The organism is Scleromatobacter humisilvae (genome assembly GCF_023231945.1).
Lineage (GTDB): Bacteria > Pseudomonadota > Gammaproteobacteria > Burkholderiales > Burkholderiaceae_C > Scleromatobacter > Scleromatobacter humisilvae.
Genome location: NZ_JAJLJH010000001.1, coordinates 626,246 through 652,676 on the forward strand (window position 1 = coordinate 626,246; position 26,431 = coordinate 652,676).

At 71.5% G+C, this 26,431-nt stretch carries 29 protein-coding genes and 1 riboswitch; of the genes, 10 read left to right on the forward strand and 19 right to left on the reverse strand.

Annotation, left to right across the window (positions count from 1 at the left end):
- The 6 genes from LPC04_RS02935 to LPC04_RS02960 form a co-directional block, all read right to left on the reverse strand.
- Positions 1 to 633: a DUF6134 family protein gene (locus LPC04_RS02935; protein ID WP_275680685.1), complete on the reverse strand. Its 633-nt coding sequence runs from the start codon at positions 631 to 633 to the stop codon at positions 1 to 3.
- Positions 630 to 1,439 carry a DUF1295 domain-containing protein gene (locus LPC04_RS02940; protein ID WP_275680686.1) on the reverse strand — a complete coding sequence of 270 codons (810 nt, stop codon included), beginning with the start codon at positions 1,437 to 1,439 and terminating at the stop codon, positions 630 to 632. Before LPC04_RS02940 ends, LPC04_RS02935 begins: the two co-directional genes overlap by 4 nt.
- Positions 1,432 to 2,022, reverse strand: a complete 591-nt coding sequence (locus LPC04_RS02945; RefSeq protein ID WP_275680687.1) for a DUF2878 domain-containing protein — start codon at positions 2,020 to 2,022, stop codon at positions 1,432 to 1,434. The genes LPC04_RS02940 and LPC04_RS02945 overlap by 8 nt, the downstream gene beginning before the upstream one ends.
- Positions 2,022 to 3,065 (reverse strand): SAM-dependent methyltransferase, encoded by a 1,044-nt coding sequence (locus LPC04_RS02950; protein ID WP_275680688.1) that lies wholly within the window; start codon positions 3,063 to 3,065, stop codon positions 2,022 to 2,024. The genes LPC04_RS02945 and LPC04_RS02950 overlap by 1 nt, the downstream gene beginning before the upstream one ends.
- Positions 3,066 to 3,158: 93 nt before the next feature.
- Entirely contained in the window at positions 3,159 to 3,782 is a 624-nt protein-coding gene (locus tag LPC04_RS02955) for a helix-turn-helix transcriptional regulator (protein WP_275680689.1), read from the reverse strand.
- Between the two features lie 58 nt (positions 3,783 to 3,840).
- Entirely contained in the window at positions 3,841 to 5,085 is a 1,245-nt protein-coding gene (locus tag LPC04_RS02960) for an MFS transporter (protein WP_275680690.1), read from the reverse strand.
- A gap of 99 nt (positions 5,086 to 5,184) precedes the next feature.
- Here LPC04_RS02960 and LPC04_RS02965 point away from each other — a divergent pair, with 99 nt between their 5' ends.
- The 8 genes from LPC04_RS02965 to LPC04_RS03000 all read left to right on the forward strand — a co-directional run bounded on the left by LPC04_RS02965 (position 5,185) and on the right by LPC04_RS03000 (position 13,015).
- Complete coding sequence (locus LPC04_RS02965; RefSeq protein WP_275680691.1) at positions 5,185 to 5,559, forward strand: Rid family hydrolase; 375 nt, start codon at positions 5,185 to 5,187, stop codon at positions 5,557 to 5,559.
- A gap of 41 nt (positions 5,560 to 5,600) precedes the next feature.
- Positions 5,601 to 6,098 (forward strand): glutaredoxin family protein, encoded by a 498-nt coding sequence (locus LPC04_RS02970; RefSeq protein WP_275680692.1) that lies wholly within the window; start codon positions 5,601 to 5,603, stop codon positions 6,096 to 6,098.
- Between the two features lie 141 nt (positions 6,099 to 6,239).
- Positions 6,240 to 6,360: riboswitch (TPP riboswitch) on the forward strand.
- Between the two features lie 79 nt (positions 6,361 to 6,439).
- Positions 6,440 to 8,371: a phosphomethylpyrimidine synthase ThiC gene (gene thiC / locus LPC04_RS02975; protein ID WP_275680693.1), complete on the forward strand. Its 1,932-nt coding sequence runs from the start codon at positions 6,440 to 6,442 to the stop codon at positions 8,369 to 8,371.
- Positions 8,368 to 9,543, forward strand: a complete 1,176-nt coding sequence (locus LPC04_RS02980) for an FAD-dependent oxidoreductase (protein WP_275680694.1) — start codon at positions 8,368 to 8,370, stop codon at positions 9,541 to 9,543. Before thiC ends, LPC04_RS02980 begins: the two co-directional genes overlap by 4 nt.
- Positions 9,536 to 9,781, forward strand: coding sequence for a sulfur carrier protein ThiS (gene thiS / locus LPC04_RS02985; protein WP_275680695.1), 246 nt, complete (start codon positions 9,536 to 9,538; stop codon positions 9,779 to 9,781). Before LPC04_RS02980 ends, thiS begins: the two co-directional genes overlap by 8 nt.
- Before the next feature lie 58 nt (positions 9,782 to 9,839).
- Positions 9,840 to 10,673: a thiazole synthase gene (locus tag LPC04_RS02990; protein WP_275680696.1), complete on the forward strand. Its 834-nt coding sequence runs from the start codon at positions 9,840 to 9,842 to the stop codon at positions 10,671 to 10,673.
- Positions 10,673 to 12,331, forward strand: a complete 1,659-nt coding sequence (gene thiE, locus LPC04_RS02995) for a thiamine phosphate synthase (protein WP_275680697.1) — start codon at positions 10,673 to 10,675, stop codon at positions 12,329 to 12,331. Before LPC04_RS02990 ends, thiE begins: the two co-directional genes overlap by 1 nt.
- A gap of 156 nt (positions 12,332 to 12,487) precedes the next feature.
- The gene (locus tag LPC04_RS03000) at positions 12,488 to 13,015 is read left to right on the forward strand and encodes an RcnB family protein (RefSeq protein ID WP_275680698.1); all 528 of its coding nucleotides are present in this window, start codon (positions 12,488 to 12,490) and stop codon (positions 13,013 to 13,015) included.
- A gap of 40 nt (positions 13,016 to 13,055) precedes the next feature.
- Here LPC04_RS03000 and LPC04_RS03005 read toward each other — a convergent pair whose 3' ends face one another.
- The 3 genes from LPC04_RS03005 to LPC04_RS03015 are packed head-to-tail and all read right to left on the reverse strand — an operon-like array spanning position 13,056 to position 16,784.
- On the reverse strand, positions 13,056 to 13,397 hold the full coding sequence (locus tag LPC04_RS03005) for a hypothetical protein (RefSeq protein ID WP_275680699.1): 342 nt from the start codon (positions 13,395 to 13,397) through the stop codon (positions 13,056 to 13,058).
- Positions 13,390 to 16,554, reverse strand: coding sequence for a CHAT domain-containing protein (locus LPC04_RS03010; RefSeq protein WP_275680700.1), 3,165 nt, complete (start codon positions 16,552 to 16,554; stop codon positions 13,390 to 13,392). The genes LPC04_RS03005 and LPC04_RS03010 overlap by 8 nt, the downstream gene beginning before the upstream one ends.
- Positions 16,551 to 16,784 (reverse strand): hypothetical protein, encoded by a 234-nt coding sequence (locus tag LPC04_RS03015; RefSeq protein ID WP_275680701.1) that lies wholly within the window; start codon positions 16,782 to 16,784, stop codon positions 16,551 to 16,553. The genes LPC04_RS03010 and LPC04_RS03015 overlap by 4 nt, the downstream gene beginning before the upstream one ends.
- Before the next feature lie 105 nt (positions 16,785 to 16,889).
- Between LPC04_RS03015 and LPC04_RS03020 the strand changes: the two genes are divergently transcribed.
- Entirely contained in the window at positions 16,890 to 17,708 is an 819-nt protein-coding gene (locus tag LPC04_RS03020) for a mechanosensitive ion channel family protein (RefSeq protein WP_275680702.1), read from the forward strand.
- A 125-nt stretch (positions 17,709 to 17,833) separates the two neighbouring features.
- A complete protein-coding gene (locus LPC04_RS03025) occupies positions 17,834 to 18,085 on the forward strand; it encodes a hypothetical protein (protein WP_275680703.1) in 252 nt (83 codons plus the stop codon).
- On the opposite strand, the gene pabB is transcribed toward LPC04_RS03025, so the two are convergent.
- From pabB to fliJ, 10 genes are all read right to left on the reverse strand, one after another.
- Complete coding sequence (gene pabB / locus LPC04_RS03030) at positions 18,082 to 19,851, reverse strand: aminodeoxychorismate synthase component I (protein WP_275680704.1); 1,770 nt, start codon at positions 19,849 to 19,851, stop codon at positions 18,082 to 18,084. The genes LPC04_RS03025 and pabB overlap by 4 nt on opposite strands.
- Positions 19,852 to 19,889: 38 nt before the next feature.
- The gene (gene fliR / locus LPC04_RS03035; RefSeq protein ID WP_275680705.1) at positions 19,890 to 20,657 is read right to left on the reverse strand and encodes a flagellar biosynthetic protein FliR; all 768 of its coding nucleotides are present in this window, start codon (positions 20,655 to 20,657) and stop codon (positions 19,890 to 19,892) included.
- A 22-nt stretch (positions 20,658 to 20,679) separates the two neighbouring features.
- Positions 20,680 to 20,949, reverse strand: a complete 270-nt coding sequence (fliQ, locus tag LPC04_RS03040; RefSeq protein ID WP_275680706.1) for a flagellar biosynthesis protein FliQ — start codon at positions 20,947 to 20,949, stop codon at positions 20,680 to 20,682.
- 96 nt (positions 20,950 to 21,045) lie between these two features.
- Positions 21,046 to 21,813 carry a flagellar type III secretion system pore protein FliP gene (fliP, locus tag LPC04_RS03045; RefSeq protein ID WP_275680707.1) on the reverse strand — a complete coding sequence of 256 codons (768 nt, stop codon included), beginning with the start codon at positions 21,811 to 21,813 and terminating at the stop codon, positions 21,046 to 21,048.
- The gene (locus LPC04_RS03050; RefSeq protein ID WP_275680708.1) at positions 21,806 to 22,168 is read right to left on the reverse strand and encodes a FliO/MopB family protein; all 363 of its coding nucleotides are present in this window, start codon (positions 22,166 to 22,168) and stop codon (positions 21,806 to 21,808) included. The genes fliP and LPC04_RS03050 overlap by 8 nt, the downstream gene beginning before the upstream one ends.
- A gap of 150 nt (positions 22,169 to 22,318) precedes the next feature.
- Complete coding sequence (fliN, locus tag LPC04_RS03055) at positions 22,319 to 22,756, reverse strand: flagellar motor switch protein FliN (protein ID WP_275680709.1); 438 nt, start codon at positions 22,754 to 22,756, stop codon at positions 22,319 to 22,321.
- On the reverse strand, positions 22,746 to 23,750 hold the full coding sequence (gene fliM / locus LPC04_RS03060) for a flagellar motor switch protein FliM (protein ID WP_275680710.1): 1,005 nt from the start codon (positions 23,748 to 23,750) through the stop codon (positions 22,746 to 22,748). The genes fliN and fliM overlap by 11 nt, the downstream gene beginning before the upstream one ends.
- A 30-nt stretch (positions 23,751 to 23,780) precedes the next feature.
- Positions 23,781 to 24,416, reverse strand: coding sequence for a flagellar basal body-associated FliL family protein (locus LPC04_RS03065; RefSeq protein ID WP_275680711.1), 636 nt, complete (start codon positions 24,414 to 24,416; stop codon positions 23,781 to 23,783).
- 285 nt (positions 24,417 to 24,701) lie between these two features.
- Positions 24,702 to 25,943, reverse strand: coding sequence for a flagellar hook-length control protein FliK (locus tag LPC04_RS03070; RefSeq protein WP_275680712.1), 1,242 nt, complete (start codon positions 25,941 to 25,943; stop codon positions 24,702 to 24,704).
- Between the two features lie 31 nt (positions 25,944 to 25,974).
- The gene (gene fliJ, locus LPC04_RS03075) at positions 25,975 to 26,430 is read right to left on the reverse strand and encodes a flagellar export protein FliJ (protein ID WP_275680713.1); all 456 of its coding nucleotides are present in this window, start codon (positions 26,428 to 26,430) and stop codon (positions 25,975 to 25,977) included.
- Between the last annotated feature and the right edge of the window lies 1 nt (position 26,431).

The following is a 26,431-nucleotide window of genomic DNA, read 5'->3' on the forward strand; positions in this document are numbered from 1 at the left end:
TCAGGGCAGCCGATAGGTCAGCTTGTGCTTTCCGTTGCTGACCATGGAATCGAGCCCGACCCACTCGCCCTGCTCCGAGATCCAGACGTCGACCGGCGATTCGCCGCCGGTGATGCGCCAGTCCGTCGCGGCGACGTCCTTGCCGCCCACCGTCACCTGGCCGCTGGCCACGCGCTCCACCTTCACCGCGTCGACCCGGCCGGTCTGCGGATTGAGCAGCCGCTTCTGCGCGCGCATCGCCGGGTTCCAGTAGGCGAAGGTCATCAGGCAGCCGGGCTCGGACGTCGTGCCGGCACGGGTCGCGATCTCGTTGGCGTCGCCGCTCTTCGCGAGCTTGACGCTGGCGGCCTTGCCGTCGTCGTCGGTGCTGGCGACGAGGCCGGACAGGCAGTCGCCCGTCCACTGCTCGTCGGCATGGTGGTGATAGTGGTAGGCGGTGATGCCGATGATCTTCACTCGGAAGTCGGCCTCGCTGGTGACCTTGCGCGCGTCGCCTTCGGTCGCCACGGTGAACACGTGCTTGCCGATGGGCCTGCCGTCCAGGAAGGCCTCGAACGCGTAAGTGCGCGTGCCGTCAGCAGCGTGCGCCGCGAAGGCCGTCGCGAGCATCGTGGCGATCAGCGCATGCTTCATGCCGAGGTCTCCTTGCGGCGCGGCGGCCCGGGGATGAATGCGTTGGTGCGCGCGATGTAGTCGCGGTAGGCGGGGCGACGTTCGCCGATGTCCTTCTCGAGCATCGCGACGCCCGAGACCTTCAGCAGCAGCACCGTCATCAGCAGCGGCGACAGCACGGTCCAGATCGCCGCGGCCCCGCCGGCGGCCAGCGCGATCAGCCACACGCCCCACCAGAAGCAGGCCTCGCCGAAGTAGTTCGGGTGCCGCGTGTAGCGCCACAGCCCGCGATCCATCACCTGGCCCTTGTGCGACGGCTCGCGCCTGAACGCGGCCATCTGCGCGTCGCCGATGGCCTCGAACAGGAAGCCGACGAGCGCGACGACGATGCCGGCGACGTCGAGCGTGCCGAACGCACGATCGCCCGCGAGCGCGGCCAACGTCGGCGCGGACACGATCCACGCCAGCACCATCTGCAGCGCGAAGACGAGGTAGAGGCTCTTGAAGGCGAAGTGCGGCTGGTTGCGCGCCCGGATCTCCTGGTAGCGGCGATCTTCGCCATGCCCCCAGTTGCGCCACGTGATGTAGGCCGCCAGCCGCAGGCCCCAGGCGAGCACCAGCACCAGCACGGCGATGGCGCGCGGGCTCGTCGACGACGCCTGCGCCGCGTAGACGACCGCGGGCCCGGCGATCATCAGCGACCACAGGCGGTCGACGAGGCTGACGTCGTGCCGCACGAGGCTCGCGATCCAGGTGCCGGCCGCGATCAGCGAGATCAGCGCGAGGCCGCACAGAGCGACGGGCAGCAGCGAGGCGAAGTCAGGCATGGGCGGGTTGCGGCGCGACGCCGTCGAAGCGATCGGAGATCCACATGACCAGCGGCATCAGCACCGCCCACATGCAGGCCAGGGTGACGAGCGCGGCGGGCTCGTCGACGAAGTGCGCGCCGCCCAGCCGCACGCCGCCGAGGTACGACAGCGGCCCGAACACGGCGCCCAGCACCACCGCGAGCAAAGGCTTGCGCTTGAGCCAGCGCAACGTGACGTTGAGCGCGATGCCGAACTCCGCCCACAGCGCGACCATCCAGTACGGCGCGAGCCACGCCACCGGCTGGCCTGCCGGGTAGGCGACGTGGCCCTGCGCGACGACCAGCGACTCGGCCACGAGCCCGATCGCGCCGAGGATCGCGGCCAGCGCGAGCTCGGTCGCGGGCCGCGCCGAGATCGCCACGTGCCACGCGATCGCCGCGACGACCGCCGCCGTGCCCCACAGCGGCTCCCCGTGCGCGACTCCCAGGATGCAGGCGAACCACGCCGCCTCGAACACGACGAAGTTCGCGACTTGACGCACGCGCGAGGGCGCCCCCGCGTCACGCGCGGGCGCACGGGCGAGCGCGGGCGAGAGCTGCATCAGCGCTTGTCGAACAGGTAGTGGCTGACCCACCACTGCTGCCCGTCCTCGTAGCCGAACAGCTCGGCCACCGACATGAAGAACAGGCGCCAGCGCTGCCACCAGACGTCGGCGGCGTCGCCATAGGTGGCGACCATCAGCGCCATCAGCGCGTCGCGCGAATCGTCCATGTTGCGCAGCCAGGCCTCGGCGGTCTTCTGGTAGTGCGTGCCGTCCCAGCGCCAGCGACGCGCCAGGCGCAGGTCGTCCTGGAAGTTGAGCGCGAGGTCGTCGCCGGGCATCATGCCGCCCGAGAAGAAGTGGCGGCTCATCCAGTCGCTCGCGTCGCGCTCGACGAACGCGTACGGCGCGCCGCGCGTCGCGAACACGTGCATGAAGAAGCGTCCCCCGGGCTTGAGCCAGCCGGCGACGCGCGCGAACATCGCGGGCCAGTTGCGCAGGTGCTCGAACATCTCCACCGACACGACGCGGTCGAAGTGCCCGGCCTGCGCATCGAACTCGTTGACGTCGCAGGTGATGACGCGCAGGTTGGCGAGCCCGCGCGCCGCGGCCTCGCGCTCGATGTGGTGGCGCTGCGAGTGCGAGTTCGACACCGCCGTGACGTGGCTGGCCCGATAGTGGTCGGCCACCCACAGGCTCAGCGAGCCCCAGCCGCAGCCCAGCTCGAGGATGTCCTGGCCGTCGCGCAGGCCCGCGCGTTCGCAGGTGATGCGCAGCGCGTGCGCCTCGGCCTGCGCGAGCGTCTCGGCACCGTCGCCCCAGAAACAGCTGCTGTACTTCCGATGCGGGCCCAGCGTGCGCGCGAAGAACTCGGCCGGCACCTCGTAGTGCTGCTCGTTGGCCTTCTCGGGCACGAGCGCGATCGGCGCGCCGCGCATGTCGGCGATGAAGGCCTGGGTCATCTCGTCGGCGGCCTCGGCGTCGGTCGCGTGCTGCTCGTCCAGCCGCTCCTTCAACAGGCGGCGGATGCCGAGCCGGACGACGCGGTCCGGCACCAGGCCTTGTTCGACCCAGCCGACGGCGCGGGCGGTGGTGGTGGTCATGCGGGCTCCTCGAAGAGGCGGTTCGTTGTCCCCATGGATACGAGGCAGCGCGCGAACCGGATTCAGCCCGGCAATCGACGTGCGGGTCCGGACTTACCCGGCCGCCGTCACCTTGTACGCGCAACGACGGCCGCCCGCCAGCACGTGCTCGACGCGCTCCACCTGCACGCCGTCGCCGAGGCACTGCGCGAAGATCCGCAGTTCCGAGCGGCACAGCCCCTGGCACGTCGCCGCCGCGGCGCAGATCGGGCAGTGATCCTCCACCAGCAGCCAGGCCTTGCCGTGCTTCTCCGCGCGCGCCATGTAGCCTTCGCGCGAGCGCAGCTCGGCGAGCCGGCGCACGCGCGCGCCGAGCGACGCGACGCCCGCCAGCGCGGCTTCGTAGGCGGACTGCTGCTCCTGCTCGCGTGCCGCGATGAGGCGGTCGACCGCGTCGGGGCCCAGCACGCTCGCGGCGTGGCGGAACAGCTGCACCGCCAGGTCGGCGTGGCGATCCGGGAAGCGCGCGTGGCCGGCAGCCGTCAGCGTCCACAGGCGCTTGGGCCGGCCGGGGCCGTCGGCCTCGTCGCGCGAGCTCACCAGGCCCTGCTCCTGCAGCGACTGCAGCTGCTTGTGCGCGCCCATCGGCGTGATCGCGAGCGCGCCGGCCAGCGTCGCCGCGGGCTGCGGGCCGCGGCTCTTGAGCTGGTACAGAAGGCGGTCGGGCGTGGACGACATCAGGAAGCCTCCGTCCTGCGGACTGCGGTGCGAGCGCCTTCGGGCGGCCGGGCGTCGCTCATGACGCCACGGCGCCGCGCGCCGCCTCCATGCGCGCCAGCCGCAGCATCAGCAGCGCCGACACCACCGCCGCCGCGCCGCCGAGCGCCATGATCCAGCGCGTCGACAGCAGCGCGATCCAGCCGCCGCCCAGCGCGACGATCACGTTGGCCACGCAGAAGATCGTCGACAGCAACCCCATGATGCGGCCCTGCCCGTGATGCGCGAAGCGCTCGGACATCCACGCCGGCATCACCGCGTTGTACATCGCGGTCGGGAAGCCCATCGCCATGATCACGAAGATGCCCAGTCGCCCCGGCAACACCGCCATCAGCGCAAGGCACACCGCGGCGACGAGCGCATAGAGGGCCGCGCGGCGCAGCGGATGGCGGCCCGAGCTGCCGAAGCGGCCGGCCAGCGCGCTGGTCAACGTCATCGCGGCGCACTGGCCGGCGGTGACGATGGCGATGCCGCGGCTGTCGAAATGGGCGTTCTGCAGCATCCACAGCGGCGCGAACTCATAGAGCGAATTGAGCGCCAGCGTGTAGGCCAGCTGCAGCCCGAAGATCACGCCCAGCGTGCGGTCGGCGACCAGCAGTTGCACCACGTTGCGTCGCGGCGCCGCGCTCGCGGCAGGCCGGGACGCCGTCGGCAGCCCGAGGAACAGGATGGCCACGCAGGGCAGCGTCATCGCCGCGGCCAGCACGAAGGGCACCGGCTCGCCCAGCGGCAGCGTCAGGCCGCCCACCAGCGGTCCGAGCAGCCAGCCGGCGTAGAAGAAGGCGTTGAGCAGCGCGAACGCGCGCGTGCGGTCGATCTGCTCGTGCAGGTCCGCCACCATCGCGCGCGCGACCGCGGTGTTGCTCTCGACCAGCCCCGTGCCGAAGCGCGCCAGCGCGAACAGCGGATAGTTGCGCAGCACCAGCGCCCACGCCGTGAGCAGGTGGCCCGCGAGCGTCGCGATCAGCGTCACCGCCAGCACCACGCGCCGCCCGTGGCGGTCGGACATCGGCCCGGTGACGAGGCTGCCGATCAGGATGCCCAGCGGATTGGCCGCCAGCGCGATCCCCATCAGCACCGACGGCTGCAGGCCCGCGAAGTGCGTGAACCCGTCCACCGCGCCGCCGACGAAGATCGGCGCGAGAATCGGATACGGCATCGACACGCCGACCGTGCTCATCAAGCCGAGCAGGCAGACGGCGGCGAGGATCCAGTACGGGTGGCGGACGGTCGTCGGCGGGGTCAGCGGAAGCGTTGCGGGCATGCGCCCATTGTCGACCAGTTAATAAACTTCTTGTTGATTAACCATGAAGCCATCGCGATCGACAGGAGGGCATCACCGAACACGAAGGGCGCCATCACGATGAGCACCATCTCCCGTTGGGCCGGCGGCGCGCCGGGCCGCAGCCGCAGCGTCCGCCACGCGGACACGATCTACACGGTGGCCAACGCGCGCCAGCCCTCGGCGCCGTTCGTCGAGCAGGTGACGCAGTCGCTGGCGATGCTCGACGCCCACCTGCGCGAGGCCGGCTCGTCGCGCTCGCGCATCCTGTCGCTGCAGGTGCTGCTCGCCGACATCGCCCAGCGGCCCGAGTTCGATCGCCACTGGGTCGAGTGGATCGGCGCCGACCCCGCGCACTGGCCGCAGCGCGCCTGCTTCCAGGCCGCGCTGGCGCCGGGGCTGCTGATCGAGCTGATCGTCGTCGCGGCGGCCGAGGAGCCCCTGCGCTCGCTATGATTCGTCCGGCCCCCACGTCTCGATTCGAACGGAGTCGCCCCATGAATGCCATCGCCCGACCCACCGCCTGGCTGCGCGCCGGCGTCCTGCTTGCTGTCGCGACGGCTTCGGCGCAGACCGTCTACAAGTCGGTGGGCCCCGACGGCAGGATCGTCTACAGCGACCACGCGCCGACCACGGGCCGGCTCGAGAAGACGATGAAGTTCGAGCTGGCGAGCAGCGCGCTGCCGGCGTCGGCGGCGTCGTACATGGAGCAGTTCCGCAAGACCCATCCCAACGGCTCGGTGCAGGTGGCCACCGGCAAGGGCGTGACGCTCTATTCGGCGGTCTGGTGCGGCTACTGCACGAAGGCCAAGGCCTGGCTGGGCGGCCACGGCGTGGCCTACAACAACATCGACATCGACGCGCCCGGCGGCATGGCCGCCCTCGCTCAGGCCAGCGGCGGCCGCACGGGCGTGCCGGTGCTGGTCGTCGACGGCCGCACGCTCAACGGATTCTCGGACGGCGCCTACGACGCGGCCTTCAAGAACAGGCCCTGATCGCCGCCGCCGGGAGGCGGCCGGACGCGCACCAGGGACTGCAGCCGACAGCGGAAAAAGTCAAACTTGTTCGATACCCCATACCGTGTATCGATATACCCGGAAATAGTCATTGCAGAGCTGCGCGCCCGTCGTAAACTGGCGACCGCTCCGGGGTGCATCCGCCAAGAGATGCTGAGACGACCGATGGATGGGTAATCTAGGTCGAACCCGAGAACTTGAACCGGCTAGTACCGGCGTAAGGAGAGCTGCAGACGACAACGAGGAACGCCGACCCGGCGTCCCGCGCGTGGTCGGAGCACCGTCCGGAGCAAGCGTCTTGAACCCGGACCGGAGTCCCGATGACCTTGCCCCTTGATCCGAACGCCCCGACCGCCGCCAACGCGCCGGACGTCCTCGATTGCGGCCATGCCGCTTCCCTGTCGCGCCAGCTGCTGCCCGCGTCGCGCAAGGTGCGCGTGCAGGGCCTGCAGACCGGTGTCAGCGTGCCGATGCGCGAGATCGCGCTGACCAACGGCGAGAAGGTCACGATCTACGACACCTCGGGCCCGTATACCGACCCCACCGCGCTGATCGACCTGCGGCGCGGGCTCGAGACAGTGCGCTCGCGCTGGATCGCCGCGCGCGGCGACAGCGAGTCCTATGCCGGACGCGCGGCCGTGCCGGTCGACGACGGCCAGCGCGCGCGCGCGCCGTCCGCGGGCGCGGCCGCCGCGCGCATCGCCTCGCTGCGCCGCGAGGCCGACGGCCTGCAGCGCACGCCGCGCCGCGCTGTCCCCGGCCGCAACGTGACGCAGCTGCACTATGCGCGGCGCGGCATCGTCACGCCCGAGATGGAGTTCGTCGCGCTGCGCGAGAACGGCCGCCACGAGTGGATGGCCGAATACCAGGCCGACGCGCTGCGCGAGCAGCGCCTGCGCGGAGACGCGCGCGGCGCCGCGATCCCGCACCGCATCACGCCCGAGTTCGTGCGCGACGAGGTGGCGCGCGGCCGCGCGATCATCCCGGCCAACATCAACCATCCCGAGCTCGAGCCGATGGCGATCGGGCGCAACTTCCTCGTCAAGGTCAACGCCAACATCGGCAACTCGGCGACGACCTCCAGCATCGAGGAGGAGGTCGACAAGCTCGTGTGGGCCACGCGCTGGGGCGCGGACACGGTGATGGACCTGTCCACCGGCGCGAGCATCCACACCACGCGCGACTGGATCCTGCGCAACAGCCCGGTGCCGATCGGCACGGTGCCGATCTACCAGGCGCTCGAGAAGGTGGGCGGCATCGCCGAGGAGCTCAGCTGGCCGCTGTTCCGCGACACCCTGATCGAGCAGGCCGAGCAAGGCGTCGACTACTTCACCATCCACGCCGGCGTGCTGCGCGACTTCGTGCCGCTGACGGCCAACCGCCGCACGGGCATCGTCTCGCGCGGCGGCGCGATCCTCGCCAAGTGGTGCATGGCGCACGGCTGCGAGAACTTCCTGTTCACGCACTTCGAGGAGATCTGCGAGATCATGAAGACGTACGACGTCTCGTTCTCGCTCGGCGACGGCCTGCGGCCCGGCTCGCTGTCCGACGCCAACGACGAGGCCCAGTTCGCGGAGCTGCGCACGCTGGGCGAGCTCACGCAGGTCGCGTGGAAGCACGACGTGCAGACGATGATCGAGGGCCCCGGCCACGTGCCGATGCACCTGATCCAGGCCAACATGAGCGAGCAGCTGCGCCTGTGCGGCGAGGCGCCGTTCTACACGCTGGGCCCGCTGACGATCGACTGCTCGCCCGGCTACGACCACATCGCCAGCGCGATCGGCGCCGCCATGATCGGCTGGATGGGCACCGCGATGCTGTGCTACGTCACGCCCAAGGAACACCTGGGCCTGCCGAACCGCGACGACGTCAAGCAGGGCCTGATCGCGTACAAGATCGCGGCCCACGCCGCCGACGTCGCCAAGGGCCACCCGGGCGCCCGCGCGCGCGACGACGCGATGAGCAAGGCGCGCTTCGAGTTCCGCTGGCACGACCAGTTCAACCTCGCGCTCGATCCGGATACGGCACGCAGGTATCACGACGAGACGCTGCCCGCCGAGGCCGCGAAGGAGGCGCACTTCTGCAGCATGTGCGGGCCCAAGTTCTGCTCGATGAAGACGTCGCACGAGGTGCGCGACTTCGCCGCCGCGCAGGCCCACGCCACGCTGGACGCCGTGCGCGGCGACGGCCTGGTCAAGCGCACGCCGCTGGGCAAGCCCTTCGTTCCGATCTACGGCGCGGAGGACGAATGAGCGTTGTCGGCATCGCCGGCGCGGGCATCGCCGGGCGCCTGCTCGCGTTCCAGCTCGCGCGCCTCGGGCATTCGGTCGAGGTGTTCGACCTCGCGCCCGACGCCGAGGCGCCGCAAGGGCATGCCTCGCACCTCGCCGCGGCGTTCACCGCCGCCGGCATGCTGAGTCCGCTGGCCGAGCTGGAGCATGCGCCGGCCGACATCGCCGAGCGCGGCTGGCGCTCGCTGGACCTGTGGCCCGGCGTGATCGCCGCGCTCGGGCCGCGCCATCACGCGCCCGGCCTGTTCCGCCGCAACGGCAGCGTGCTCGTCGCGCATCCCGGCGACACCGGCGCGACGCAACGCGTGCTCGCCCGCATGAAGGCGGCCAACGCGCGCAGCGCCCGCGAGCGCGCGCTCGACGCCGCCGAGAACGACCACCCGACCACGCTGCAGCTGAACGCGCCGCGCGACAGGCCGCCGCAACGCGACCCGCAGGCGCTGACGCACGATGCGCTGCAGGCGCTCGAGCCCGCGCTGCTGCCCGGCCTGCAGGGCTGGCTGCTGCCCGGCGAGGGCCAGGTCGACGCGACGCGGCTGCTGCCCGCGCTCGTCGCCGAAAGCCCCGGCGTGCGCTGGCACTGGGGCACGCGCGTGATCCACGTCGAGCCGAACGAGCTGCACGTGGCCAGCCGCGCGCCGGTGAAGGTCGACTTCGCCGTCGACACGCGTGGCCTGGGCGCGCGCGGCGCCGGCATCGCGCTGCGCGGCGTGCGCGGCGAGCTGCTGTGGCTGCACGCGCCGGGGCTGGACCTGCGCCGGCCGGTGCGCTGCATCCACGCGCGCCATCGCGTCTACCTGGTGCCGCGGCATGGCGACCTCGTCATTGTCGGCGCCACCGAGATCGACTCCGAGGACCGCTCGCCCGTGAGCGTGCGCAGCACGATCGAACTGCTGACTGCAGCGCACAGCATCGTGCCGCAGCTGGCCGAGGCGCGCATCGTGCGGCTCGACACGCACCTGCGCCCCGCCACGCTCGACCAGCGCCCGCACCTGCACTGCGAGCCGGGCCTGATCCGCATCAACGGGCTCTTCCGCCACGGCTTCCTGCTGGCGCCGGCCCTCGTCGAAGAAGCCCTCGAGCGCACCGGCCTGATGCTGGGCGCGCGCCGCAAGGAGTTGAGCCATGCATGAAGGAGACGACGTGTCCGCACCCGTCAGGACGAGGCCGGCCAACGTGCTGGTCAACGGCGAGCCGCACGCCTGGCGCCTCGGCCTGACGGTGGCCGACGTGCTCGCCGAACGCGGCAGCGACGACGACTCGGTCGCCACCGCCGTCAACACGCGCTTCGTGCCGCGCGCCGCGCGCGCCGACACGCCTCTGTGGCCCGACGACCGCGTCGTCGTCTTCTCGGCGATCGTCGGAGGATGAGCGTCGCCCGGCCGCCAGCAGGCGCTCGCATCCCAGCCGCAAGGCGGAGAGTTGTCCGATGACTACGCGGCTCGACTTCTCCGCGGCCGCGCCGTCGCCCTGGCGCGTCTACGGCCAGCGCCTCGACAGCCGCTTCCTGATCGGCAGCGCCGGCTATCCGTCGCCCGACGTTCTGGCGCGCGCGATCACCGCGTCGGGCGCGCAGGTCGTCACCGTGGGCCTCAAGCGCGAGATCGCCGGCGACGTTCAGCCGCACGGCGGCGACGCCGTCGCCATGCTGCGCGCGGTGTGCGAGAGCACGGGCGCGCGCCTGCTGCCCAACACCGCGGGCTGCCGCAGCGCGCGCGAGGCGGTGCTGCTGGCGCAGATGTCGCGCGAGCTGTTCGACACGCCGTGGATCAAGCTGGAGGTGGTCGGCGACGACCACACGCTGCAGCCCGATCCGTTCGAGCTGGTCGACGCCGCGACGCACCTGGTCAAGCTCGGCTTCCAGGTGTTTCCGTACTGCACTGACGATCTCGTCGTCTGCCGCAGGCTGCTGGCGGCCGGCTGCGAGGTTCTGATGCCGTGGGCCGCGCCGATCGGCTCGGGCCTGGGCGTGCTCGATCCGGCCGCGCTGCGCAGCCTGCGCGCGCGGCTGCCGGGCGTCCCGCTGATCGTCGACGCGGGGCTCGGCGCGCCGTCGCACGCTGCCTTCGCGATGGAGCTGGGCTACGACGGCGTGCTGCTGAATTCGGCGGTCGCGCAGGCGGTCGATCCGCCGCAGATGGCGATGGCGTTCGCGCACGCGATCGCCGCGGGCCGGCTCGGCTACGAAGCAGGACTCATCGCGCCGCAGGACATGGCGCGCCCGAGCACGCCGTGCGGCAACGAACCCATCCTGGTCGACTGATGGCCGGCGACGACGCGATCCCGCGGCGCCCGGTGGTGTGGACCATCGCCGGCACCGACTCCGGCGGCGGCGCCGGCATCCACGCCGACACGCGCGCGCTCGACGCCTTCGGCGTGCACGGCGCCTGCGCGGTCGCGGCGGTGACGGCGCAGCACTCCCTGGCCGTCACGCACGTCGAGCCCGTGTCGCCCGCCGTGCTCGGCGCGCAGCTCGAGGCGCTCGCCGCCGACATGCCGCCCGACGCGATCAAGACCGGCCTGCTTGCCAGCGTCGAGAACCTGCGCGTGGTCGTCGCGCACGTGCGCCGCCTGCGTGCGCGCTTTCCGGACCGCGCGGTGCCGCTGGTCGTCGATCCCGTCTTCGGCGCGACCACCGGCGCGTCGTTCGCCGACGAGGCGCTGCGCGTCGCGTACCGCGAGGAGCTGCTGCCGCTGGCCACGCTCGCCACGCCCAACGTGGCCGAGGCGCGCGCGCTGGTGCCGTCGTCGCAGCTGCTGGGGCCGGAGCCGCTGGCGCGCGCGTGGCGCGCGTTCGGCGCGCGCGCGGTGGTGGTCACCGGCGGCGACAGCGACCGCCTGGCCGAGGAGGAACTCGAGCAGCTCTCGACCGCGCGCCTCGCCTCGCGCCTGGCCGAGATCGACTCGCGCGCCGCCTGGGCGCACGACTGGCTCGACGCGGAACACGGCCAGCGCAGCCGCGGCTGGCTGGCGTCGCGCCGCATCGAGACCGAGCACGACCACGGCACGGGCTGCGTGTTCGCGTCGGCCGCCGCGGCCGCGATGGCGCACGGCTTCGTCGCGGCCGACGCCGTCGTCCTCGCGAAGATGGCCACCTGCGAGGGCCTGCGCAACGCCTACGCGGCCGGCGGCGGCGCCGGCCCGGTCGCGCCGCGCGCCGGCTTCGCGACCCGGCTCGCGAACCTGCCCGTGCTCAATCCGCTGCCCGACGCCGACTCGCGCTTCGCCTTCCCCGCGATGCCCGGGCACACGCGCGGTCTCTATGCGATCGTCGACTCGAGCGCGTGGGTCGCGCGCGTGCTCGCCGAGGGCGTGCGGCTGGTGCAGCTGCGCGTCAAGGAGGTGCCTGCCGACTTGCTGGTGCGCGAGATCCGCGCCGCGGTCGCGATCGCGCGGGCGGTCGGCGCGACGCTGATCGTCAACGACCATTGGGAACTCGCGCTGGAACTCGGCGCGCACGGCGTGCACCTGGGCCAGGACGACCTGGCCGGCGCCGACATCGACGCCCTGCACCACGCCGGCCTGCTGCTCGGGATCAGCACGCACTCGTACTGGGAAGTCTGCCGCGCCCGCGCGCTGCGCCCCAGCTACATCGCCTGCGGTCCGATCCATGCGACCACGCTCAAGCAGATGCCCTGGATCCCGCAGGGCGACGCCAACCTCGCGTACTGGTGCGCGCTGCTGCACGACACGCCCGTCGTCGCCATCGGCGGCATGGACGCCGCGCGCGCGCGTGACGCGATGCGCGCGGGCGCGTGGGCGGTGGCGGTGGTGGGCGCGATCACGCGGAGCGAGGATCCGCGGGCGGCGATCGGACTGCTGCAGCAGGCGACGGCATCGGTGTCGCGGGCCGCGCCGGGTTCCTTGCCGGCGTTCGCGCGCACCACCCTGGACGGATCGGACACGCGCAGACTCGCCTAGCGCGTGGCCACGTCCGCCGGAGGATGCCCCGAAGCAGCGGTGTAGGACAACGCCGCAACATGAGCCCATCGTCACATTGCTTCATACTGCCGACAGCTCATCCATGTAGCTTGTCCCTGCACGGACGCGTCCGTCCGGCAATCCGAGGAGACCGAGATGAGAAGCCCCCTGAAACTGAGCCTTGCGTTCGCCGCAGTGACCCTGATGGCCGCTGGCTCGTCTTTCGCGCAGCAGCACGAGGAACACGGCGAGCCGCCGCGCGCTGAGGCGCATCCGGCACCGCACGGACCGGAAGGCCATCCGGCGCCGCACGGGCCGGAAGCCCATCCCGCGGAGCCGCATGCGGGCCCGAGCGGCTACCAGCGCCCGGCCGCGCCGCAGGGTTGGGACGCGCGCCCGAAGACCTTCGATCGCGCGGCGTACCAGCACAACTTCAAGGCCGCGCGCAGCTACAAGGTCGGGCCGTACCATCGGCCGGGTGGCTGGGTCAACCGCCACTGGGGCTACGGCGACCGCCTGCCGCGCGCGTACTGGGCGCCGCAATACCTGCTGGCCGACTACTGGCTGTTCGGCCTCGAGGTGCCGCCGGTCGACTACGAATGGGTGCGCGTCGGCGACGATGCGCTTCTGATCAACACGTCCAACGGCGACGTGCTGCAGGCCGAATACGGCGTGTTCGGCTGACGGACTGCGTCATCGAGACGGGGCCGAGGCCGGCGCGGCCTCAGCCCCCGCGCTCGATGTCGATCGCGTGCTCGTCGGTCAACGCCGCGGGCTCGACCTGCTTCGTGCCGACCTCGACGCGCACCTTGCCCAGCCCCAGCGCGTCGCCGACGCCCTTGGCCGACTCGATGAAGCGCTTGAGCGCGTCGAGCGTGCCGGCGCCGGAGTTGAGGATGGCCGCGGCCATCGTGAGGACGAGGATGATCTCGGGCGCGCCGCGCTTCGGATAGGCCTCGGCCTGCGCCGACGTCACGCCGGGCAGTTCCTTGGCCTGCGCCTGCAGCCGCTCGGCGACCGCCTCCGCGTCGGTGCCGGCGTCGAAGTGGAGAATGATCTCAGGCACGTGGACCTTCCTGGCCGGAGGCGTCGAGGCGTCCGAGCGAAGTGACGAACAGGGGTGCCCAGAAGTATATGCCCCGACGTGCACCGGGCTGGGCCAGGTGGTGCAGCAGCGCGGCCTGCAGGGCCAGGTCGGGCGCGATGCCGGCGGCGAGGCCCTCGTGAAGCCTCGCGACGATCGCCGGGGCCACGCGGTCGTCGACGGGCCACAGCGCGCCGACGACCGTGTCGACGCCGGCCTGGAACAGCGCGGACTGCAGGCCGAAGAGATCGTCGCCGGGGAGCTCGGCCAGGCCGCGGCCACCGAGCGCACGCTGGCCGGAGTCGCAGGCGCTCAACACGACGACCTCGGCGGCCAGCCGCCATTGCGAGATCGACAGCGCGTCGATCGTGCCGTCCTGCAGGACCAGGCTCGCGGCGAGGGGATCGTCGACGACGCCCTGCTCGAACACGCTGCTCGCGTGCGTGGCCAGGTGCAGGCAGCGATGGCCGGAGCCCCGCTCGAGCCGCGCGCGCACGGCCGCCACGGTGGCCTGCGGGCCGACCAGCAGCTCGGGCTCCGCGTCCCGCGATGCCCAGGCCTCGGCGACGGCGCGCGCCTCGCCCTCGGCGGCGGCCAGCGCGGCCCAGTCCTGGCCCGGCACGGCGAAGTGGTCGATGCCCAGCGCGAGCAGGCGCGGGTGTCCGGGCTGGCGTGTCGATGCGCGCGCAGGCAGCAGCAGGCTGGACAGGTTGGGCACGTATCGGATCGCCGCCTGCTCGATCAGGAAGCGGCCGTCGACGACCGCGGCGTGGAAAGGCAGCAGGTGCAGCGCGCGGTGCGGCGACAGGATCAGGCGCCGCGCGGAAGCGACGAAGGCGCGCGTGTCCCGCGGCAGCAACGCGCTCGCCAGGCGCGTGACCATGCCATCGAAGGCCCGCACGGTGACGCCGCCTTCGCGCACGAGCGCGACGTGGTCGGCCAGCAGCGCCACGTCCTCGCGCGCCAGAAGCACGCGCTCGGCGTGCACGCGTCCTGCATCGAGCGCCAGCACGATGAGCACCGACGACGCGACCCACACCCACGCGACGATCGCCTCGTCGGGCGCGAGCGCGGCCTGCAGCGACGCGACGTCGGGCGCCGCGCCGCTGCTCGCCGCGGCGCCGCGTTCGACCGCCAGCAGACCCAGCAGCAGGCGCCGCTGCTCGGCGGCCCCGGTGTGCGCCTCGCTACCGGCCGGCGCGCTGGCCAGCTGCGCGTTGGCGGCCTCCAGTCGCTTGAGCAGGTCGGGGTTCGCTCCCGCGTCCGGCGTGGCCATGCGGCCCAACAGCGCCGCGCGCGACTTCATCAGCTCCATGTTGGCCAGCAGCCGATCCCAGCGCTTCAGGCGGAAGCTCGCGAGCACGGCCATCTCGTAGAACAAGGTGCGGCTCGCGAGGAAGGCGCCCTGCTGGTACGGATCGGCCACCTGCCAGCGCCGCGCCTCGACCAGCGCGACGCAGTCCTCGGCCAGCGCGAGCAGCCCCTCGTTGTCGACCTGCATCACCAGCGACTGCAGCCGCACGCCGCGCAGCTCCAGCAGCAGCTCGAACTGCGGATGGCCGGCGAGGTCGTGCGGCGTCGCCGACAGTCCGTCCAGCACCAGCGTCTCGCCGAGTTGCGCGCTGGCCGACGCGCCGGCCGCATCGCCGGCACGCAGCCGCACGTAGGCCTCGGTCTGGCAGGCCAGGCCGATGGTGGGCGCGAGCCGCGTGGCGCGGGCGTCGGCGAGGCATGCCGCCGCGCGCGTGACGAGCGCCTGCAAGGCCGGCAGGTCGCGGCTCGCATCGGCGGCGTTGGCCTCCAGCTTGATCGCCTCGAGACGCGACGCGAGGCCGCGCAGGCGCGCCATCAGGTCGTCCTGCGGCGGCGAGGCCGCGTCCGCCTGCGGCCTCTGCGGCATGTAGCGCGCGAGACCGTCCTCCACGGCGTCGCGCGCGATCGCGGGCTGCGCGGCGATGTCCAGCAGCACGTCCTGCAGCAGGGCCAGCGCCACCTCGATCTCGCCGGCCTGCTTCGCATCGACGCCGACCCAGCGCGCGTAGCGAGCCCCGAACAGGTCCTGGTAGAGATTGCCGATCTCCAGCATGAGCGCCAGCGGACCGGCCGCCGGCGCGACGCGGCACGCGCGCGCGATCCAGCCGTCGCACAGCGCGGCACGCGGCGTCCCTTGCGGACTCGCGAAGCCCGCGAGCACGAGGTTGGCGATCGCCTTGTCGGCCCACTCGCAGCCGTCGAAGCGATCGTTGGCGACACGGGCCAGCGCGGACAGCCGGGCCTGCGCGCGGGCGCGCGTGAGCGGGTCGGTGTCGCGCTCGACCAGGTCGCGCAGGTCCTCGCGCGAGGCGGAGGCCAGGTCGCCGTCGACCGCGTGGCCCAGCTGGCGCGCCTTGGCCGCGGACTCGAGGGCGTCGTTCGGCCGGTCGCCCTGGCCGTAGAGGAGGGCCGCCTCGGCGTACAGGTCGGCCGCGCGTGCGTTGCGCCCGAGGATGGTCCAGCCGCGGGCCTGCGCATAGGCCGCGTGTGCCGCGAAGAACGACAGGTCGACGTGCAGCGAGGACGCCGGCACGGCCGTCGCGATCTCGCGCCGATAGCCGGCCAGCACGGCCTCCAGCGCCTCCATGCGCTCGGCCGTCGCCGCGCCGGGCACCGCGTACTGCTGCGCGTCGTTCTGGCGATCGATCAGCACCTGGAGCCGGGCGCGGCCGGCCTTTTCCTCGTCGGACGGCGTCGCCATCCCGGCGACCGCGGGATTGTCCTGGCGTTGCGTGAGCCAGAGGCCGAACGCGATGCTGGCGCGTTCCCACAGCCGGCGCTCGTCCGCCGGCAGCGTGCCGGCCTGGTAGCCCTGCGTGAGCGCGTCGAAGCGCGGCTGGCCGGCCGGACCGTCGACGAGCCCCAGCTCGCGCCGCAAGGGCCGCAGCACCACGAACAGCAAGGCGTTGACCTCGCGCGCCCGCTCCAGCGTCGGCGACGCCGCCACGCACGCCGCGAGCGCGGCCTCCCACGGCTGGACGAGCCAGCTCTCGATCTCGCGGATCAGCGCGAGGCGCTTCGCGTTGGCATCGCGCTCGAGGATGGCCGCGCGCAGCGGCGCCCAATCCGGGACGCCCGAAGCGGCCGGATCGGCTGCGGCGGTCACCGCCCCGCCAGCCCGCGCCAGGCCCGGTTGGTTGCCAGCATGCGCTCATCCCACAGCTCGGCCGCCTCGGCCGGCGACAGCAGGTGCATCGCCGCGAACGCCTGCGGCGCCATGTGACGCGCCGTGAACACGGGCAGGTCCGGGCGCATTTCGAGCAGGCGCGACGTGAAGCCGCGCATCCACGCGCCGTCGGGCGCAGGTGCCTCGGGAATCCAGCGATGGGCGGTCATTTCACGAACCCTCCACGTCTCGGCAACGACGCGAGCATAGCGCCCTGCCGCTCGCTTCGCACGAGAATTGCCACCTGACGAATCGCTTTTCCAGCAGGAGGCCTCTTGGACTGGTCCAACTTCACGCACACGCTCGCCGCCTACAACGTCGACCTCTTCAGCATCGGCAAGTCGGAGATCACCGTCTTCACGCTGGTCAAGCTGACGATCTCGGCGCTCGTGCTGTGGCTCGTGGCCGGCCGCTTCAGCCGCTGGACGCTCAACCGGCTGCTGGGCCGCACGCACATGCAGGAGGGCCAGCGGCTGGCCATCGCCGGGCTCGTGCACTACGCGGTGCTGATCTTCGGCGCCGTCGTCATCCTGCAGAACGCGGGCATCGAGCTGACGGCCTTCGCCATCGTCGGCAGCGCGCTCGGCGTGGGCGTCGGCTTCGGGCTGCAGAACATCATCAGCAACTTCATCAGCGGGCTGATCGTGCTGCTGGAGCGGCCGATCGAGATCGGCGACCGCATCGAGGTCGCGGGCGTCGAGGGCGTGGTCAAGGAAGTGGGCGCGCGCCGCACGACGGTGGTCACGCCCGACCAGGTCGCGATCCTCGTCCCGAACCAGAGCTTCATCACCAGCAACGTCACCAATTACAGCTACCTGCGCCAGACCGTGCGGCTGCGCGTGCCGGTGCCCATCGCGGGGGGCCAGGACGTGCGGCGCGTCGAGACGCTGCTGCTCGAGGCCGCGCAGCAGGCCGGCCTGCTCGCGGACCCGAAGCCCGAGGTCGCGATCACGAGCGTGGCGGCGTCGGCCATCGTGCTCGAGCTGTGGGCCTGGTACGACGGCAAGCAGTTCGCGCGCTCCGCGATCCTCAGCCGGGCCTACTACGCGATCGTCGACACGCTGGCGCGCAACGAGATCAAGCTCGCGAGCTGACGTCGCCGCGGGCGCGAAATGCCGTCAAGGACAACCGCTCATCCGCCGACCGCGAGGCGGCTGCGTTCGCGACACTGAAGGTACGGCGCACTCCCCTCCCCGTGCGCACGCCATTCGGACCGCGCATGGGCGAACGTCACTTCTTCCTGCTGGGATACATCGGCTCCGCGGCCCTCGTCGCGTTCTTGGCCGCCTGCCTCGCCGCGCCGCGCGTCTCGACCTTCGCGTGCGACGTGCCGGGCGGCGAAGGCCCGCGGCAGTGCCAGCTCGTCGAGACCTGGACCGCTGCGCCCGCCGGCGCGGGCGACGCGACGGCCGACAAGGTGTCGGTGCAGGAAGCGATCGATCAATCCGTCGCGCTGGCGGTCTCGAACTAGGGCGCGAGCGTCGCGCCGAGCCAGCCGCGCAGGCTGTTGAAGAACGCGACGCCGTCGGCGCGCGCGAGATCGTCGCGCGTCAGCACCGCCTCTTCAATGACGCCCTCGCGCAGCAGCCGCGCCCGCGCGATGCCCGGCAGCAGGCCCGACTTCGACGACGGCGTCAGCCAGCGGCCCGCGATGCGCAGCGCCACGTTGCCGCGCGTGAACTCCGTCAGCTCGCCGCGTTCGTTCCACAGCAGCGTGTCGAAAACGTCTTCGCCGGCCGGCGCGAACGCGTCGTAGTGCGCGCGCTGCGTGGTCTTGAAGCGCACGAATTCGCCGTCGCTGCCGGCGAACGGGCGCTCGGCCAGCCGCACGCGCACCGGCGCCTGCGTGGGCGCGAGCGCGAACGCCTGCGCGCGCGCGACGCCCGCGCGGTCCGCGAGCAGGCGCACGCGCCAGCGGCCGCTCGCGTGCGCGGCGCGCAGTTCGGCCAGCGCGCCGCGTGCCGACGCCAGCGGCGGGGCGAACGCGAAGTGCGCCGCGGCCTCGGCCATGCGCGCGAGGTGGGCCTCGACGTCGACGAACTCGCCGTCCTCCAGGCGCAGCGTCTCCAGCAGCTCGAAGGCCTGGCTCGCACGGTCGACGAAGGCGCGCTTGTGGCGCCATTCGTCCCACTCGCCGGCGGCGGTGGCGTCGGCCGTGATGCCGCTGCCGATGCCGCAGCGCACCGCGTCCCCGCGCAGCGCGAGGGTGCGGATCGGCACGTTGAAGGTCGCCGCGCCGCCGGGCTGCACGACGCCGACCGCGCCGCAGTAGATGCCGCGCGGCTCGGGCTCGAGCTCGCGGATGAGACGCATCGCCTGCACCTTGGGCGCGCCGGTGATCGAGCCGCACGGGAACAGCGCGCCGAAGACGTCGGCCAGCGTGGTGCCGGGCCGTGTCGTGGCGACGACATCGGAGCTCATCTGCCACACCGTCGGCCACGCCTCGGTGTGGAACAGCCGCGGCACGCGCACGGAATGCGGCTCGGCGATGCGCGAGAGGTCGTTGCGCAGCAGGTCGACGATCATCAGGTTCTCGGCGCGCTCCTTGGCGGCGCTGCGCAGGTGGGCGGACTGCGCGGCGTCCTCCTCCGGCGTGGCGCCGCGCGGCGCGGTGCCTTTCATCGGCCGGGCCAGCATGCGATCGCCGCGCCAGTCGAAGAACAGCTCCGGCGAGACCGAGAGGATACGGTCATCGGTATCGTTGCCGAAGTCGAGGTACGCGGCGTAGGCGTTGGGCTGCGCGCGGCGCAGCGCGGCGAACAGCGCGAGCGGATCGCCGTGCAGCGTGCCGGTCAGCGGCGCGGTGGCGTTGACCTGGTAGACCTCGCCGTCGGCGATCGCGCGCAGGATCTCGGCGATCGCCGTGTCGAAGGCGTCGCGCCGCGGGCCGCCCGTCCAGCGCACGGTGGCGGTTCCGGCATCGTCGAACGCGGCGTCGTCGGACAGCGGCGCGTCGTAGACGGCGAACGCCGCCAGCGGGCGCGCGGGATCCGACGGCGCATGCGTCTCGAAGGCCTCATCGAACGCGCCCGCCGCCTCGTAGCAGAGATAGCCGACGCACCACGCCCCCGCGCGCGCCAGCGCGTCCACGCGCGCGAGCAACGGCGCGACCGCGTCGAGGCTCGTGGCGCGCAGCAGCTCGCGCGGCGCCCCGAACGCGAGGCGCAGCGGCGCGACGCCGTCGTCGGGCGAGCGGAAATCGATCAGGGCGGTGGGACGGGGTCCGGCTGCGGACATGCGCGCAAAGCTCGTGGCGGAGCGCGCGAGTTTAGTTCCTAGCGGAACATCGTCAGCATCTGCTCCAGCGCGGCCGTGAACGGCCCCTGCAGCAGCGGCAGCGTGAACATCACGCCGACCAGGCCGACGCCCAGCGTGATCGGGAAGCCGACCGAGAAGATGCTGATCTGCGGCGCGACGCGCGCGATGACGCCCAGCATCATGTTGACGAACAGCAGCATCGCGATCAGCGGCAGCGCGATCCACAGGCCGAGGCGGAAGATCTCCGCGCCCCAGGTCTCGGGCCGCACGGCGTGCAGGAACGCGAACGGCTCGGGCGAGACCGGGAAGGCCACCAGGCTCTGCACGACGGCCTCGATCACCAGCAGGTGGCCGTTCATCGCGATGAACAGGAAGGCCACCATCGTCGAGAACAGGCTGCTCGTGGCGGTGGCCTGCTGCGCGGTGGCGGGGTCGAAGAAGCCCGCGAAGTTCAGGCCCATCTGCAGGCCGATGATCTCGCCGGCGAACTCGATGGCCGTGAAGATGATGCGCACCGCGAAGCCCAGCGACAGGCCGATCAGCACCTGCTGCACGATCAGCAGGATCGCGGCGGGCGAGTCGAGCGGCACGTTGGCGGCCGCGGACGGCGGCACGGTGCCCGAGACGCCGAGGGCGATGAAGAACGCCAGCGCGATGCGCACGCGGATCGGCACGTTGCGCTGGCCCAGCACCGGCATCGACGAGAACAGCGCCAGCACGCGGATGAACGGCCACAGCACCGGCGTGAGCCAGGCCATGATCTGGGCTTCGCTGAGCGAGATCATCGTGCGCGATGCGCGAGAAGCATCAGGACGCCGCCGACGGCAGCGACAGCAGCACGCTGCGCAGGTATTCGACCAGCGAGGTCAGCATCCATGGCCCCGCGACGCCCATCACCGCGACGGCGGCGAGCAGCTTGGGCACGAAGGTCAGCGTGGCCTCGTTGATCTGCGTGGCGGCCTGGAAGATGCTCACGAGGATGCCGACGACGAGCACCACCAGCAGCACCGGCGCGGCGACGGTGAGCAGCGTGTAGAGGGCTTGCTGACCGACGGTGAAGACTTGTGCGGCGTCCATGGCGGAGTCGTTTCCTGGCGAATTGGGATGATGGGATGTTGCCGGCATGGCGCCGGCGCAAGCGTCGGATAAGGGCGGCGAACCGCCCTCACCTGCTCAGGTCGCGAAGCTGGCGGCGAGGGAGCCGAGCAGCAGGTTCCAGCCGTCGGCCAGCACGAACAGCATCAGCTTGAACGGCAGCGCCACGAGCACCGGCGACAGCATCATCATGCCCAGCGACATCAGCACGCTCGCGACGATCATGTCGATGATCAGGAACGGGATGAAGATCAGGAAGCCGATCTGGAACGCCGTCTTCAGCTCGCTGGCGACGAAGGCCGGCACCAGTACCTTGAACGGCACCGCGTCGCCCTTGACGTCGGCGGGCAGCTTCGCGAGCTTGGAGAACAGCTGCACGTCGGACTGCCGCGTCTGCTTGAGCATGAACGCGCGCATCGGCACCTGGCCCTTGTCGAGCGCGTCGGTGAAGCTGATCTGGTTGGCCTGGTAGGGCTGCCACGCGTCGGTGTAGACCTTGTCGATCGTCGGCGACATCACGAAGAACGTGAGGAACAGCGACAGTCCGGTGATGACCTGGTTGGGCGGCGCGGCCTGCGTGCCGATCGCCTGGCGGAACAGCGACAGCACGATCACGATGCGCGTGAAGCCCGTCATCATCAGCAGGATCGCCGGCAGGAACGACAGCGCCGTGAAGAACAGCAGCGTCTGGATGGGCACCGAGAAGTTGGCACCGCCGCCACCGCCCGCGCCCACCAGCAGCGGCAGGCTCGGCCCGGCGACGGCCGGCGTGGCCTGCGCGAACGCGGCGAACGCCGGCATCGCGAGCGAGGCGGCGACGGCCACTGCCTTGAGGAACTTATTCATCGCGGCCACCCTGCGCGCCGGTGGCGCCGCGCCAGCGCGCGATCAGCTGGTTGACGGCGGCGTTGTGCGCGGGCGCCGACGGCACCGTGCCGACGTCGGGAGCCGGATAGCTCGCGAGCTGCGTCACGCGCTCGCCGGTCACGCCCAGCACGAGCCAGTGGCGCTCGGCGCCGACGGCGATCTCGACGACGGTCACGCGCTGCGACGTGCCGAGGCTGAGTTGGGAGACGTGGCGCAGCACGCTGCCTGCGGGCGCCGCACCGCCGATGCCGGCGCGCTTCATCATCCACAGCGCGACGGGGATCATCGCGATCACGATCAGGAATGCCAGCAGGGGCATCAGGGAAGTAGTCATCGGGGGTTTCTCTTTGTCAGGAATGACGGCCCCCACGCTCCCGCTGGTCGCTGCCCCCCAAGGGGGAGCTCGGTTCGGCTCGGGTGGTGACCCTCGCTTCCCGAGGGCTTGTCTCCGCCTGCGGCGGGACGGTTGTTTCGATCCAGCCGATCAGGTCCGGCTCAAGCGGCGCATGCGCTCGCTGGGCGTCACGATGTCGGTCAGGCGGATGCCGAACTTGTCGTTGACGACCACCACCTCGCCCTGGGCGATCAGGAAGCCGTTGACCAGCACGTCCATCGGCTCGCCGGCCAGCGCGTCGAGCTCGACGACCGAGCCTTGCGCCAGCTGCAGGATGTGCTTGATCGGGATGCGCGTGCGGCCCAGCTCCACGGTCAGCTGCACCGGGATGTCGAGGATCATGTTGAGGTCGTTGCCGGCCCCGGTGATCCCTTCGGTCGATGCGAAGTTCGTGAAGTTCGCGGGCGCGACGGTCTCGGTCTGGATCGCACCGCTCATGCCGCCCGCGGGCTCCGGCTTGGACTCCGCCAGCGCGGCCGCCCACTCCGCGGCCATCGCGTCGTCGTCGCTCATCTCTTCAGCTGCCATTGCTCTCTCCCAGCCAGCTCAGGTTCGAGCTGGTCAACAAGCGATCGATCTTGATCGCGTACTTGCCCGTCGACGTGCCGTAGTGGCAGTCGAACACCGGAACCCCGTCGACCTTGGCCTGGATCATCGGATCCAGGTCCAGCTCGACGAAGTCGCCGGGCTTGAACGACAGCAGCTGCTCCACCGTCGCCGGCGCGGTGCCCAGCTCGGCCACGAGGTCCACCTCGGCCGACTGGATCTGCGCCTTGAGCAGGTTGACCCAGCGGCGGTCGGGTTCGACCGAGTCGCCCTGGATCGTCGAATAAAGCACGTCGCGGATCGGCTCCAGCGTCGAGTACGGAATGCAGAAGTGCACCGACCCCGAGGTCTCGCCCACTTCGAGCGTGAAGCTGGAGGCGACGACGATCTCGCTGGGCGTGGCGATGTTGGCGAACTGCGGCTGCATCTCCGAGCGCTGGTAGTCGAGATCCAGCGGATAGATGCCCTGCCACGCGTTGCGGTACTCGGTGATGATGCAGTCGACCAGGCGCTGGATCACGCGCTGCTCGGTCGGCGAGAAGTCGCGGCCCTCGATGCGCGTGTGGAACTTGCCGACGCCGCCGAACAGCGCGTCGATCACCGCGAAGACGAGACTCGGGTCGCACACGATCAGCCCGGAGCCGCGCAGCGGTCGCACCGAGACGATGTTGAAGTTGGTCGGCACCACGATCTCGCGCAGGAAGGCCGAGTATTTCTGCACCTTGATGCCGTTGATCGAGACTTCCGGGCTCTTGCGGATGAAGTTGAACAGCCCGATGCGGATGTTGCGCGCGAAGCGCTCGCCGATGATCTCCATCGTCGGCATGCGGCCGCGAACGATCCGCTCCTGGTTGGCCAGGTCGTAGTTTCGGATGCTGCCTTCGACCTGCTCTTCCTGCTCGAGCTTCTGGCTCTCGCCGGTGATGCCCTGCAGGAGGGCATCCACTTCGTCTTGCGAAAGAATCTGCTGATTCATGGCTGCGCTGGCTGTCGGTCAGGCGTGCGGTTACTGGATGATGAAGCTGGAGAACTGCACCGAACGGATCGGCGCGTTCTCGGCCGCTTCCTTCTTGTGCTTTTTCTTCTTCTTGGCCGGCGCGGACGCGGAGGCGTCGTCGGCCGCCGGGGCTGCCCCGGCATCGTCGTCGTCCACGTCCTCGCCCATCGCCTTCAGCGCCTCGTGGCGGATCTGCTTGGCCAGCAGTTCCTTGCCGTCGCCCCCGGCCAGGTCGGCCGAGGACTTGTGCGCGAGCAGCAGCAGGATGTTGTTGCGGATGGCCGGCAGGTAGGTCTTGATCTCCTCGCTGACCTTCTCGTCGGGCACTTCCAGCGTGATGCCGATCTGCGCGTAGCGATCGGCCTCGTGGTCGGCCAGGTTGACGACGAACGGATCCATCGGCACGAAGACGGGCTTCTCGCCCTTTTCCTTCTTCTTCTCGGACTTGGCCGGCGTGGCGTCGCCGTCGCCGTCTTCCGCCGCGGCGGCGGCTTCCGCAGCCGCCTTCTGCTTCTTCATGTACACCAGCGCGCCCACGCCACCGCCGCCCAGCACGATCGCCGCGACGGCGATCATGACGACCAGCTTCTTCTTGCCACCAGGCTTGGCGGCGGGAGCATCTGCGGCAGCGGCAGCAGCGGACATGGATCGAACTCCTGGACGAATTTGTTGAACGCGCGCACAGGCGCGCATCGTTGGAGACGATTATTGAGATCCGGCGTCCATTCGAATGAGCCGAAAAGCGGCAGAAAAACCGTCAGCCCCTACAGTCGCGCTGCCGGCAGCCGAGCGGGTTGTCGGGAAAGCTCGACGCCAAACGAACCCTGAATGGGGTCAGGTCTTGCCTTTTGCTTAGCAGGCTAGGCAAAAGGCAAGACCTGACCCCGACGGGGAACGGTACTCCGGCCTCCCGGCCGGGTCGGCCCTCGCTCAGGCGTAGGTGTCGAGCAGGCCCCGGCGCTGGGCCATCTGGCGGGCGGCCGAGGCCGCGGCGATCTCCTCGAGACCGCCTTGACCGGCCTCCTGCGAGCCGCCGTTGCCCGAGCGGCCGCCGCCGAAGCCGCCGGCGTTCGCCTGGGCCTGCGCCTGGGATTGCTGGAACGTCGGCTGGTCCGACACACCGCCGCCGGTCAGGCTGATGCCGACCTGGCCCAGTTGCTGGGACAGCTGCGGCATCGCCTGCTGCAGCGCGTCGCGCGTGGACTGCACGTCGGCGCTCATGTGGACGCGGGTCTGGTCGCCCTGCATCTCGATCTTGACCCGGATCGGGCCCAGGTCCTGCGGGCTCAGCTGCACCTCGGCGTGCTGCACGCCGCCCTTCATCCAGACGTCGATCTGGTGGCCCAGCGCCGGCGCGAAGGCCGGCGCCTGCGGCGGCATGGGCAGCGTGGCCTGCGCCGGCGGCGTCTGCGACGCTTGCTGCGCGCCCTGGTTGGCGTCCATCAGGGCGTTCGACGGCGCGCCGACCGCGCCGGCCTGCACGGCCATCGGGTCGGGCTGCGGCAGCATCGCGGCGAGCGCGTCGCGGGCGTCGGTGGCGGCCTTGACGGCCTCGTCGGCCTTGGCCAGCGCGGCGGTGATCTCGCCGGTCGTCGCGCCCTTGGCGCCCACGCCGGTTGCAGCGGCCCCGGCCGAGCCCGCCGGCTGCTTGCCGGCGCCCAGGCCGGCCATCAGCGCGGCCTTGCCGTCGTCCTTGCCCGCCTTGGCGGACGCCGCCTTGCGCAGCGCGCCCAGCGGGTCGGTGGCGAAGTCGTCGTGGTCGTCCGCCGCGGCGGTCTTGTCGGCCAGCGAGGTCGTGGGCGGCGCGATGGGCTGCTGTTGCTGCTGCGCCAGCAGCGCGGCCGGGTCGAGCGCCGGCCGGGCCTCGGCCTTCGCGTCCTTGTCGTCCTTGCCGTCCTTCGCATCGTTGGCGTCGGCGCTGGCCTGGCCGTCCTTGTCGTCAGTCGGCTTCCTGGCGGCCTCGGCCTTGGGCTTGGCATCGGCGGCCTTGAGGTCCTTGCCGGCCGCGGGCTGCGCCTTCAACAGCTGCGCCGCGAAGCCGCCGCCCTCGCCTTCCTCGGCGGCGAGGCTCGCCTTGGCCTTGCTCGCGGCGTGGGCCGCGTGCGCGTGGGAGGCGTGCGACGCGTGCGTGCTGGAGTGGACGCGGGGGTGATTGCCGGTGGGCAGGGTCATGATGTCGCTCTCGGAGAAAGGGAATTCGGGTTCAGGACATGCCGGCCTGCGCGCGCGTGGCGCTCAGGCGCTGGGCCAGCTCGTCGAGGTTCTTCTGGTCGCGCCGGTCGGCCACCTTGGCCAGCAAGGCCTCGCGCCGCTGGATCAGGCGCTCGACGGTGGCCACGCGGATCTCGCGCTCGACCAGTCGCTGGCGCTGCGCGTCGACCATGCGCCGCGCGTGCTCGACGACCGGGGCCTGCTGCGTGATCGCCTGGTCCAGGCGCGACAGGAAGCCGTGGTAGCTGCGCAGGATCTCCATCTGCGCGGCCTGCTGGAACTGCGCCGACCACTTCCGGCAATACTCGCTGCGGTATCCGGTGAGGCCGTCGGCCTGCTGCTGCTGCGCCTCGGCGTTGGCCACCGCGTTGCGCACGGCCGCCATCTGCTCGTCGCGGCGCTTCTGTTCGCGTTCGAGCAGGGTCTTGAGCAGGGCGAGGCGTTTCATG